The organism is Bradyrhizobium iriomotense, from assembly GCF_018130765.1.
GTDB classification, from domain to species: Bacteria; Pseudomonadota; Alphaproteobacteria; order Rhizobiales; family Xanthobacteraceae; genus Bradyrhizobium; species Bradyrhizobium iriomotense_A.
Window position 1 is genome coordinate 277,743 of record NZ_JAFCJZ010000008.1, and the last position, 11,749, is coordinate 289,491.

At 65.3% G+C, this 11,749-nt stretch carries 9 protein-coding genes and 1 pseudogene; 6 read left to right on the forward strand and 4 right to left on the reverse strand.

Annotation, left to right across the window (positions count from 1 at the left end):
* The first annotated feature begins 19 nt into the window (after positions 1 to 19).
* Positions 20 to 295, forward strand: coding sequence for a hypothetical protein (locus JQ635_RS16845; RefSeq protein ID WP_211410954.1), 276 nt, complete (start codon positions 20 to 22; stop codon positions 293 to 295).
* A gap of 204 nt (positions 296 to 499) precedes the next feature.
* A pseudogene (locus JQ635_RS39335) lies at positions 500 to 1,463 on the forward strand (lytic transglycosylase domain-containing protein).
* A 1-nt stretch (position 1,464) separates the two neighbouring features.
* On the opposite strand, the gene JQ635_RS16855 reads toward JQ635_RS39335, so the two are convergent.
* From JQ635_RS16855 to JQ635_RS16865, 3 genes are read right to left on the reverse strand one after another with little or no spacing between them, the layout of a single operon-like run.
* A complete protein-coding gene (locus tag JQ635_RS16855; protein WP_211410955.1) occupies positions 1,465 to 1,848 on the reverse strand; it encodes a cupin domain-containing protein in 384 nt (127 codons plus the stop codon).
* Positions 1,849 to 1,859: 11 nt separating this feature from the next.
* Positions 1,860 to 2,564 carry an SDR family oxidoreductase gene (locus JQ635_RS16860; RefSeq protein ID WP_211410956.1) on the reverse strand — a complete coding sequence of 235 codons (705 nt, stop codon included), beginning with the start codon at positions 2,562 to 2,564 and terminating at the stop codon, positions 1,860 to 1,862.
* A gap of 46 nt (positions 2,565 to 2,610) precedes the next feature.
* Positions 2,611 to 4,410, reverse strand: coding sequence for a thiamine pyrophosphate-binding protein (locus tag JQ635_RS16865; protein ID WP_211410957.1), 1,800 nt, complete (start codon positions 4,408 to 4,410; stop codon positions 2,611 to 2,613).
* A 223-nt stretch (positions 4,411 to 4,633) separates the two neighbouring features.
* Between JQ635_RS16865 and JQ635_RS16870 the strand changes: the two genes are divergently transcribed.
* The 4 genes from JQ635_RS16870 (at position 4,634) to JQ635_RS16885 (ending at position 10,424) form a co-directional block, all read left to right on the forward strand.
* The gene (locus JQ635_RS16870; protein ID WP_211410958.1) at positions 4,634 to 5,548 is read left to right on the forward strand and encodes an IclR family transcriptional regulator; all 915 of its coding nucleotides are present in this window, start codon (positions 4,634 to 4,636) and stop codon (positions 5,546 to 5,548) included.
* A gap of 141 nt (positions 5,549 to 5,689) precedes the next feature.
* Positions 5,690 to 6,934, forward strand: coding sequence for an ABC transporter substrate-binding protein (locus tag JQ635_RS16875; protein ID WP_211410959.1), 1,245 nt, complete (start codon positions 5,690 to 5,692; stop codon positions 6,932 to 6,934).
* 77 nt (positions 6,935 to 7,011) lie between these two features.
* Complete coding sequence (locus JQ635_RS16880; protein WP_211410960.1) at positions 7,012 to 7,887, forward strand: branched-chain amino acid ABC transporter permease; 876 nt, start codon at positions 7,012 to 7,014, stop codon at positions 7,885 to 7,887.
* Positions 7,884 to 10,424: a branched-chain amino acid ABC transporter ATP-binding protein/permease gene (locus JQ635_RS16885; protein ID WP_211410961.1), complete on the forward strand. Its 2,541-nt coding sequence runs from the start codon at positions 7,884 to 7,886 to the stop codon at positions 10,422 to 10,424. The genes JQ635_RS16880 and JQ635_RS16885 overlap by 4 nt, the downstream gene beginning before the upstream one ends.
* Positions 10,425 to 10,430: 6 nt before the next feature.
* Here the strand turns inward: JQ635_RS16885 and JQ635_RS16890 are convergent, their stop codons facing one another.
* Positions 10,431 to 11,414, reverse strand: coding sequence for a Bug family tripartite tricarboxylate transporter substrate binding protein (locus JQ635_RS16890; RefSeq protein ID WP_211410962.1), 984 nt, complete (start codon positions 11,412 to 11,414; stop codon positions 10,431 to 10,433).
* Positions 11,415 to 11,749 lie beyond the last annotated feature (335 nt).

Here is an 11,749-nt window from a genome sequence, read left to right on the forward strand (position 1 = left end):
AGCCGTCGGGACCAGATGCATGTTCAAAGAGGGATCGCCGATCGCCTATGATGCGCCGGCCGAACTGAAGAAGTGGCCGTCGCTAAAGGGCGAGAGACAGAAGGACAGAGGTCCGCCCTATCTCGTCTACAACGGCACGCTCGCCGACTGCGTCCGCGAGCTGATGGATAAGCCGATCAAGGGCATCTCGCTCTATGACATCATGACGAAGCCGCAGCCGGCGTTCGATCAGACCGTGCTGTCGCCCGGCGATGCCGCCGAGATCGCGATGCGCAAGGATTTCCCCAAGGCGTAACCGCCGCGCGACCGTTCGCGCGTCACGCCAGCCCGCGCGCCCGTAGATCCGCGGGGCCGACGGCGCATGTTCCCCTATTGGACTCCCGTACTAACACCTGCCGTCCTGCGGAATCGCAGCTTCGCCGCAATTACGGTTAATGAAGTCCTCGTCACCGGCACACCGCGCTGGTCGTTCCCCCACAGTTCGAGGACTCTTACCGAGATGCGATTTCTCGTCGCGGCTTGCGCTGCGTTCCTGATTCTGATGTGCGACATCGGCTCGTCGTCGCCGTCCTGGCAGACGTCAAGCTTCGACCACGCTGCTCGCAAGGCGGATCGCGCGCCATCGCTGGTTCCCCTCGTCGAACTCTTCCTCGCAAGTGTGCAGGCCATTGAGCTCGCCAATGCGCGTGCATCATATGAGGAGACCATCGAACCGATGCGCGCGGTCGAGGCAGCCGCACCAATCCCGGTTTCGCCAACCGACCAATTCTGCCACGCGTTGAGGGAGGCGGCCGAGGCCAGCGGCATTCCCGTGCCGTTCTTCGCGCGCCTGCTCTGGCAGGAGAGCCGCTTTCGTTCCAACGAGGTCAGCGCGGCCGGCGCGCAGGGCGTCGCGCAATTCATGCCGGAGACGGCCGCCGAAGTTGGACTCGACGATCCCTTCGACACCATGAAGGCCTTGCCCGCGTCGGCAAGGCTTTTGCGCAAGTTGCGCGACGATTTCGGCAATCTCGGTCTCGCCGCAGCCGCCTACAACGCAGGGCCCGGCCGCATCCAGAAATGGCTCGCCAGGGAAAGCGAGCTGCCGCGCGAGACACGCGACTATGTCCGCATCATCACCGGCACCAGGGCCGAGGACTGGACCGAGCGCTCGGAGGCCCTCGCGATCAGGATCGACCTGCCGCGCGAGGCGCCATGCGAAGGCATCGGCAGCCTGTCCAAGACCAAGGACGTCGCCTGGGTTTCCGGTGAACCTGACGCCGTCGGTCATCACCATGATGCGCAAGGCCGAGCAGCTGGCGGCGCGGATCTCGGCAAACCGCGCCCGCAAGCGGTTCGCGTCCCTGCTCCGCAAGAACGGCTCGGCCCATGGCAAGGGGCGCGGCATGATCGCAGCCCGCGCTGCGAAGGGCACGAAGGCTCACGCCATCCGCATCGCAGCGCGCGAGCGCTCTTCCGGCTAGCTCACACCGGCTTCTCGTCGTCGGTCACCGGCGATGTCACCACCAGGAACACCAGATCGGTCAGGCCCGAATTCGAGATCGCGTGCTCGACGCCCGGCGGCAGGAAGATCACGTCGTGCTTGCGCACGACATGGTTCTTGCCTGATATCTCCATCAGCCCCTCGCCGTCGAGCACGTGATAGACCTGCTCCTGCACCTTGTGATGATGCCGCGCGACATAGGCCATCGGCTGGTACATCGAGATGCGGTAGTCGATGCGGCGCGAGCCTGCAGTCTCCGGCATCACCAGCGGTTTTGACAGCGCGCCGCCAAAATGGTTGGGGAATTCGCGCCAGGGTACCTCTGCGATGTTGCGGATGAAGGCGCCGTTGCTGTCCTCGATCATCATCCTGCTCCCTAGTTCACTAGCGCGCCGCCGTCGATATAGACGATCGATCCCGTGGCGAAACCGTTGGTCATGAAACTTCCGATCTGGCGCGCGATATCTTCGGCGACGCCGACGCGGCCGACCGGCAAGGCTGCCGCCGTCTTCGCCAGCATCTCCTTGCGCGCCGCCTCCGGCATCGCCGCCCGGATCGGCGTATCGATCACGCCGGGCGACACCGCATTCACGCGCACCGGCGCAAGCTCGAGTGCAAGCGCGCGCGCCAGCGATTCCAGCGCGCCATTGGCCGCACTGATGATCGCCGAGTTCGGCCGCGGCCGGACGCTGAGGAAACCGGTGACGAGCGTCAGCGAGCCGCCCGGACGGATCTCGGCCTCGCGCGCCACCCGCCAGGCACCCCAGAATTTTCCTTCCATCGTCGCGCGCACATCCTCCATCGCAACGGTCTTGAACGGTCCGGTGCGAAGCTGCGCGGCCGTCAGCACGACGTGATCGACGGGACCGGTGCGGCGGAACAGGTCAGTTACGCTCTGGTCGCTGGTGACGTCAGCGGGAATGGCCGTCACCTTCAACCGCTCAGCGACGGGATCGAGCTTGGCGGCACTGCGCGAGGCGATGACGACATCCGCGCCCTCTCCCTTCGCCAGCTCCGCCGTGGCAAGGCCGATGCCTGAGGAGCCGCCGATCACGACGACCTTCTTGCCTGCGAGCGTCATTCCCATCTCCCGTCATTTTCTTGATTGATGATCTAAAGGCGTCCGATCAGCCCGGCTGGAAGCGCGTGCCGATGCCGGCCTTGCTCTGGCCGAGGCCCGGCAATTCCCAGACGCCGGCACCGGCCGGATTGACGTCGGCGGCGATGTCGACGTCGATCAGATAAGGCTTGTTCGCGGCGATGCCTTTGCGAATGGCTTCGCCGATGTCGCCGGCTCGGTCGACCCGCACGCCCTCGACGCCGCAGGAGCGCGCCATCGCCGCGAAATCCGGATTGTAGCGCTCGCCGGTCTCCGGATGCTTGAAGTCGGTCGCAAGCTCGCGGCCGCCGAGATAGCCGCGCTGAAGCCCGCGGATCGAAGCGTAGGCGTAATTGTTCCAGACCACCCAGACCACGGGCAGATTGTATTCGACTGCCGTGCCCAGCACGTTCGCGTGCATGAAGAAGGCGCCGTCTCCGCACACCGAGACGCACGGCCGATCGGGCGCCGCGAACTTCGCGCCCATCACGCCGGCGACGCCAAAGCCCATCGGGCCGAAGCCCATCGAGCCGATCAGCGAATCCGGCCGCTTCGGCTTGCAGAAGCCGAGCAGCCAATTGTGGTGCACGCCGATGTCGGAGACGAGGATCGCATCCTCCGGCAGCGCCTTGTCGATCTCGGCGGCGGCACGCTGCGGATTGACCGGCGTGGTGTCGTCGGAGAAGCCGGGCGCGACGAACTTGTCCCACTCCTTGCGATAGCCGTCGATCTGCGCCAGCCATTTCTTGCGCGCGTCGGCTTTCTTGAAGAGGTTGTCGCGGCGATCAAGCTCGGCATGCACCTGGCGCAGGAAGGTCCGGACGTCGGCCATCAAACCAAGCGCGACGGGATAGTTACGCCCGATCTCTTCGGGGTCGATGTCGACATGGATCAGCCTGGTCGGCGGGATCGTGAAGGAATAGCCCGGGATCCACGAGCTCGAGGTGCGGTCGTCGAAGCGAACCCCCAGCGCCAGCAGCACATCGGCCTGACGGGTCGCGTGATTGGCCTGATAGTGCCCGGCGCGCGCAACGAGACCGAGCGCGAGCGGATGATTGACGTCGAGCGCGCCGAGACCGCTCGCGGACGCCGCCACCGGGATCTGAAGCCGTTCGGCGAGCTTGCGCAGCTCGTCCGCCGCGCCACCATAGCGCACGCCCTGTCCGACCAGCATCACCGGCCGCTCGGCCGCGAGCAGCATGTCGACCGCCTTCTCGACTCCTTCCGGATCGGCGCCGCAGCGGCTGGAGATGTTGGCGTTCCACTCGACCGCCTTCGGTGCTTCCTCGGCCGCTGACTCCATGAACACGTCGAAGGGCACGTCGACCACGACAGGCCCGGGCCGTCCCGTAACCATCGTCTTCCAGGCCTGCCGCACGGCAAGCGGCACCATCTCGCCGCGCGTCGGCTGAAACACCTTCTTGCAGATCGTCTTCACGGTGGAAGGAAAGTCGGCCTGGTGGTGCCGGTACATCTCCTGGAAGGCGCCACGGTTGAACTGGCTGGTCGGCACGTTGCCGGTGATCGCCATGAACGGCACGGAATCGAGGAAGGCGTTGGCGAGCGAGATCGGCAGGTTGGCGGAGCCCGGCCCGCACGAGGTGAAGGTCGCCGTCGGCCTGCCGGAGACGCGGTAATAGACGTCGGCCATGAAGCCGGCGACGCTCTCGTGGTGCACGGAGATGGTCTTGATCTCGGACGAGCGCTCGTACAGTGCGTCGATGAACTGGATGTTGCCGTGGCCGCACAGCCCGAACACCTGCGGCACCTTCTCCTGGATCAAGTAATCGACAATGACCTGGGCGCCGTTGAGCATGTTTTTCGACATCAACCCGTCTCCCTCTCGGCCCGACGACGTCTTCTGCACCGATGCGGGGAACGCGGCCGGTCATCACAGGGCCGCGGGAGCCTATTTCTCATAATGCTATACGTCAATTTATATTGTGATAGTCTACACCCCGGAGGAAACGCCGAGCTCCGCACCGACGGTCGCGCCGGTTGCGTGCTAGTGTCGCAACAACGGAGTCACGACGATTCACGAGAAGGGGGCCTTGTCCTTGAAATCGCGCACCAAGCCCACGACCGAGAAGCCTGCAAGCCCGCGCAAGGCTGCGATTGCCAAGCTGGTCCCCGCTGCCAGCGCCGATGGCGACGTCGAGGCTGACGACAAGCAGCGCGGCGGCGGCGTGCAATCGCTCGGCCGCGCCTTCTCGATCCTCGAAGAGGTCGCGCGGCATCGCGAGGGCATTGGCCTAGCAGAACTCAGCAAGCTGGTGGCCTTGCACAACTCCACGACCTTTCATCTGGCAAAGACGCTGGTCTCGCTCGGTTATCTGCGCCAGGAAAAGGACAACAAGCGCTACCGTATCGGCCGCCCGCTGTTTGCGCTCGCGGCGTCCGCGCTCGACGAGATCGAGATGGTCAATGTCGCGACACCTGTGCTGGAGGAGCTGTCGCGCCAGACCGGTGAAAGCAGCCATTTTGCCGTGCGGATGGGAGATGCCGTCGTCGTCATCGCCCGCACCAGCGGCCCCGGCGCGTTCCAGCTGACCGACCGCGTCGGCGTGGTGCGCCCCGCGCACTGTACCGCGCTCGGCAAGATCATCCTGGCCTCGCTTCGCCCCGAACAGCTGAAGCGATTCCTCGATCATGCGGAGCTGAAGCCGTCGACGCCAAAATCCATCACCGATGCCGGCGTCCTCATGCGCGAGATCGCGGAAGTGCAGCGCACCGGCGTCGCCTTCGACGACGGCGAGTTCAATCCGGAGGTGCGCTGCGTCGCCGTTCCGGTCACCGACTTCACCGGACAGGTGATCGGCGCGCTCGGCATTTCCGGCCCGATCTGGCGCCTCTCCAACCAGGCGCTGCACGCCGGCGCGCAGGTCGTGCAGGCCGCCGCCGACCGACTGTCGGTCGAGTTCGGCGCCAAGGATCGGGCGCACAAGGCGTTCGCTCAAAAAGTCTGATACCCGCGCGCAAGCGGCGATTTTGCCGGTTGACACCGGCAATGGCGTTCGGGATTATCCTCCAGCATTAAAAGAATATCTCTCACATTATCGGATGCCCGGTTTTGAAGAGAGGCACGATGCACCCGGGAGGAGACAGACATGATCCGCTACCCGCGACGGACGTTGTTACGTGCGGGCGCCGCCTTCGTTGGCGCGTCGGCACTGGGATTTCCAGCAATCGTGAGGGCGCAGGCCGAGAAGATCCGGATCGGCCATCTGACGCCGCTCACCGGCTTCCTCGGCGTGATCGGCAGCTACGCACAGCTCGGGGTGAAGCTCGCGGCGGAAGAGATCAACGCCTCTGGCGGCATCCTGGGCAAGCCAATCGATCTGCTCTCGGAGGACTCGATCAACCCGGCGACCGCCGCGACCAAGGCGCAGCGCATGCTGGAGCAGGACGGCGCGGTGGTGCTGCTCGGCGAAATTTCATCCGCGTCCTCGCTCACCATCATGCAGGTCGCCGAGCGCAACAAGAAAGTGTTCTTCTCGACCGGCGCGCGCTCGGACGCGCTGCGCGGCAAGAACTGCAACAAGTACTCGTTCCACTGCGACATCCCGAACACGGTGATGGTCAACGCGGTCGGCACCGCGCTGTCGCAAAAGGGCATGGTGAAGGGCAAGAAGTTCTTCACGCTGACCGCCGACTACATTTTTGGCCATGACCTCTTGAAGGCCGCGAAAGCCTTCTTCGGCACGCACGATGCCAACCTGATCGGCGACGAACTGATCGCGACCGACGCCACTGATTTCAGCCCGTATCTGCTGAAGGTGCGACAAGCGAAACCCGACGTGGTCTGCTGCAACCTCGCCGGCAACCAGGTGACCAATCTCGTCAAGCAATATGCCGAGTTCGGCCTGCCCTATCCTCTGGTCGGCTTCAATCTCAACACCGGGGATGCCTGGGCTGCGGGTGCGGGCAATCTCAGCGGCACCTGGCCGACGGTCTGGTATCACACGCTGGACAATCCCGCCTCGAAGGCCTTCGTCGCCGCGTTCAGCAAGAAATACGGCAAGCCGCCGGAGAACCATGCCTGGATCGACTACGTCACGCTGAAGCTCCTGGCGGAGGCGATCAACACCACGAAGTCGACCGACAGCAGCGAGCTGATCGCCTATTTCGAGAAGCAGTCGCAGTTCGACATCGGCAAGGCGCGCAAAGCCTATTTCCGCGGCTGGGATCACCAGCTGGTGCAGGAGGCCTATCCGTTCACCGTCAAGCCGAAGGACCAGATGAAGGACCAGTGGGACATGCTGGTGCTGGGTGATGCGGTGCCGGCGGCAAACGATCCGCTCGAGACGATCTATCCGACCAGGGAGCAGAATCCCTGCGAGATGAAGGCCTGACGCAACGGGCCCGGCCGATAGACGTCCACGGCGCCGGCCCTGCCGGCGCCGTTCTTCATCAAAGCGATGGACGCAACATGCAGTTCGAGTTCTTGCTGGAACAGGTGGTGAATGGCCTCGTGCTCGGCGGCTATTACCTCCTCATCGCGCTCGGGCTGTCGCTGATCTTCTCGGTCGGCGGCATCGTCAACCTCGCCCATGGTGCCTTCTATGCGCTCGGTGCCTATGTCTGCGTCGAGCTGACGAAGCGCCTCGGCTTCGGCGCCTCCGTGGTGATCTCGCCATTCGCGGTCGCCCTGCTCGGCATTTTGTTCGAGCGCTTCATCCTGCGCCGCTTCTACACAGCCGATCCGATTCTAAGCCTGCTCGTGACCTTCGGCCTCGCAATGGTCGCAGAGCAGGCGATCCGCATGATCTGGGGCGCTGCGCCCGTCTCGACCGAGATCCCGCAGAGCTTTCGCGGCTCGGTGATCGTCGGCGACTTCCTGTTCTCGCGCTATCGCCTCTTGATCCTCGCCGTGGTCGCGGCGATCCTGCTCGGCGTCTGGCTGCTGCTGCAGAAGACCTCGTTCGGGCGCGTGGTCCGCGCCGGCATCCAGCGGCCGGACATGGTCGCGGCACTCGGCATCCGGCTCCAGCCCTACATGACCGCGATCGTGATGCTCGGCGTCGGCATGGCCGCGCTCGGCGGCGCCTTCTTCGCGCCGATCACCACGGTGCACCCGGCGATGGGTGCCGACATCATGACCATCGCCTTCGTCGTCGTCGTGATCGGAGGGCTCGGCAGCTTCTGGGGCGTCGTCATCTCGGCGCTGCTCGTCGGCGTGGTGCGCGGCATCGCCATTCACTTCGAGCCTGCGGCCGGTGAAGCCTCGGTCTACATCCTGATGTTCCTGGTGCTGCTGGTGCGTCCGCGCGGCCTGCTCGGCGAGCGCATCGAGAAATTCGAATGAGGGTCGCCTCCGCAACCGCGAAGCTGCAGCCGCTGCTGATCGCGACGGTCGCGATCGTCGCGCTGCCGTTCCTGCTGAAGGCGTTCGGCCTGTCGCTGAACACCGGCACCTGGATCGTCGGCCTTGCGATCGCGACCATGGGGCTGAACCTCTGCATCGGCTATACCGGCCTCGTCTCGTTCGGTCACAGCGCCTGGTTCGGCATCGGCGCCTATGCCGCCGGCCTGATCCAGCTGCGTTTCTTCCCCGGCGAGATCTGGCTGCCCCTGCTGGGATCGATGGTCGTGGTCGCGATTGCATCCACCGCGATCGGCATGCTGATCCTGCGCCGGCGCGGCGTCTATTTCTCGCTGCTGACGCTGGCGCTGGCGGCCCTCGTCTACACCACCGCATTCCGCTGGACGAGCCTCACCGGCGGTGAAGATGGCCTCGGCGGATTGAAGCGCGGCGGCATCGGCACCGTCAGCTTCGACAGTGCGCTCAACTACTACATCGTCGTCGCCGTGATCGGGCTCGCCGTGCTGTACATGCTGATGCGCCTGGTGCGCTCGCCGTTTGGGCATGTGCTGGTCGCGATCCGCGAGAACCAGCTGCGCGCGAGCTTTCAGGGCTACCCGGTCGAGCGCTACAAGCTCGCGGTGTTCGTGATCTCGGCCGTCGTCACCGGGCTTGCCGGCGCGCTGATCGGCTTCCTGAACTATCTGGTTTCGGCCGAAGCGGTCTCGGTGCCGTTCGCCGGCGAGCTGCTCGCCATGGTCGTCATCGGCGGCATGCGCAGCCTGCTAGGGCCCGCGCTCGGCGCACTGTTCTTCATCCTGTTCAGAGAGCTGTTCTCGATCTGGACGTCGGACTGGCTGTTCTGGTTCGGCCTCACCTTCGTGGCCTTCGTGATGTATTCGCCCGGCGGCCTCGTCGGCATCGGTGCGCTGATCATGCGGCGCCTGCGTCCGCCCGCGGAAGAGTCAGCCGCGATGAGCCGGCGCAAGATCTATGACGGCCTGCCGCTGCCCGACTTCCTGCGGCCGGAAGCACTCAAGGGCACCGTGCTCGAGGTCAGCGGCGTCTCGCGAAAATTCGGCGGCATCCGCGCCGTCGAGAATGCCAGCATCTCCGTTGCCGCCGGCGAGATCCATGCGCTGATCGGGCCGAACGGCGCCGGCAAGACCACGCTGTTCAATCTGGTCTCCGGCCTCTATGCACCGGATCAAGGCACGATCCGCCTGCAGGGCCGCGACATCGCCGGCGTGCCGGCGAATGCGATCTGCCACCAGGGACTGGCGCGCTCGTTCCAGATCACAAACCTGTTTCGCGGACTGACCATCTATGAGAATTTGCGCCTGTCGCTGCAGGCGCGGCGGCCGATGCGCTTCAACATCTGGAACGACATCGACGCCTACGAAGGCATCCATGCCGAGACCGCGGCGCTGGTCAAATTCCTCGGGCTCGAGGGCATCGAGGAGATCGAAGGCGGCGAGCTCTCCTATGGCGGGCAGCGGCTGGTCGATCTCGGCATCGCGCTTGGCAGTAAGCCACAGGTGCTGCTGCTGGACGAGCCGCTCGCAGGGCTCGCCGCCGCCGAGCGCGAACGCGTCTCCAACCTCGTCAAGAACATCGCGGCCAACATTCCCGTGCTGATCGTCGAGCACGACATCGACCGCGTGCTCGGCTTCTCAGCTGTGGTCACCGTGATGAACCAGGGCGAGGTGCTGATGTCCGACTGCCCCAAAGCGGTGCGGGCCGACCTGCGGGTGCAGGAGATCTACACCGGCAAGGGAATTCCGCCAGTCGAGCATCGGCGCAGCCTGGAGGCGGCCGATGCGCGCGACACCGTGCTCCGCCTCGATCGCGTCAACACCTTCTACGGCAAGAGCCATATCCTGAGCGACGCCGCGCTCGACGTGCGCGAGGGCGAGATCGTTGCGCTGCTCGGCCGTAACGGCGCCGGCAAGTCGACGCTGCTGAAAACCGTCGCCGGCCTGGTGCCGGCCGCATCAGGTACCATCGACTATCGCGGCAGCGACATCGCGAGCCTTCCCGCACCCGACATCGCCCGCCGCGGCGTCGGTTATGTGCCGCAGGGCCGCGGGCTGTTCGCCGGCATGACCGTGCGCGAAAACCTCGCGCTCGGACGCCTCGCCCGCAAGACCGACGGCAGCGACGGCGTGGTCTGGAACGAAGAGCAGATCCTGCACTATTTTCCGCGCCTGAAGGAGCGCATGAACGTCGCCGCCGACTATCTCTCCGGCGGCGAGCAGCAGATGGTGGCGGTCGCCCGCGCGATGTCGGGCAATGTCCGCCTGTTGCTGCTTGACGAGCCGTTCGAGGGCCTCGCGCCGGCGGTGACGCTGGAGCTGTTCAAGGTGTTCGACCAGCTCCGCAAGCACATGTCGATCGTGATCGTCGAGCACAATCTCGATCTCGTGCTGGCGCTCGCCGACCGCGTCTTCGCGCTGGAGCGCGGCGCCGTGTTCCACCAGGGACCGGCCGCGCCGCTGCTGAACGATCTCGGCTATCGCAAGCAGATCCTGTGGCTCTAGCTTGCCCTACTCCGCCTTGATGTTCGCGGCCGCCACGACCTCGGCCAGCTCCTTCGTCTCCTTCGCGATCTTGGCGGCGTAGTCGGCCGGGCTCAGCACGCTGACGACGCCCTGCGAGCCGAGCTTGTCCGCGACCGCCGGATCCTTGGCAGCAGTGACGATCTCCTGGTGCAGCGTCTGGAGGATCGGCGCAGGCGTCGCCTTCGGCATGAAGAAGCCGACCCAGAATGAGATGTCGAAGCCGGGATAGCCGGCCTCCGCGACGGTCGGCACGTCGGGCAGCGCCGGCAGCCGCTCGGCGGAGGACACCGCGAGCGCGCGCAGCTTGCCGGCCTTCACAAGCGGCACCGCGGAGAGCGGATCGAACACCGCCAAAACCTCCTGCGCGAGGATGCCGACCTCGGACGCCGCGCCGCCGCGATAGGGCACGTGGATCAGCTTGATGCCGGCCTTCTGGGCGAGCAGCTCCATGGCGAGATGCGCGAGGTTGCCGTTGCCGCCCGAGCCATAGGCGAGCGCGCCGGGTGCCGCCTTCGCCGCCGCGACGAGATCGGCGACGGTCTTGATGTCGGCGGTCTTGGGATTCTCCGGATTGACCACCAGCACCAGCGGCGCCGACACGACGGTGGTCAGCGGGGCGAAGTCTTTTTCCGGATCGTAGCGGATGTCTTTGAACAGCGTCTTGTTCAGCGTGATGGTGGAGGAGTTGCAGGCGAGCATGGTGTAGCCGTCCGCATCGGCACGTGCGACACCTTCGGCGGCGATCATGCCGTTGGCGCCGGCGCGGTTCTCCACCACGAAGGGCTGCCCGAGCTTGTTGCCGAGCCGATCGCCGATGATGCGCGCGACGACATCGACGGGGCCGCCCGCGCTGAAGCCGACCATGATCTTCACCGGCCGCGACGGATATTTCTGCGCGAGCACCTCGGTCGTCAGCGCAGCGGCGCATAGTCCGGCGATGAGCGCCAGCAGGCGAGCCGTTCGTTGCATTCGTTCTCTCCCAGGCCTCGCGCGCCGCTTGTGCATGTTTGTTGGTGCGGCGCAGGCGAAGACCATGATGAGCGGCCACACCGGATTTCGCAATCGCGTTTCACGGGCGCGGTGCCGGACAATTCCGCCGCGCGGCACGTAAGAAGTGGTCTCAACAAAAAAGTGCGAAAACAACCCCATGCACAGTAGCCGGCCTCTGCCGGATCAAGGGCTTGCGAGGCGGACCCACGATTTCTGATTTTGCTAAATTAATTTGACCCGTCGAGGCTGGGCAAGAATTGGTGGTTTGGTTGCTCAGGCTGGAACGAACCGGCCGATTGCGAGGCGCGGCCGGA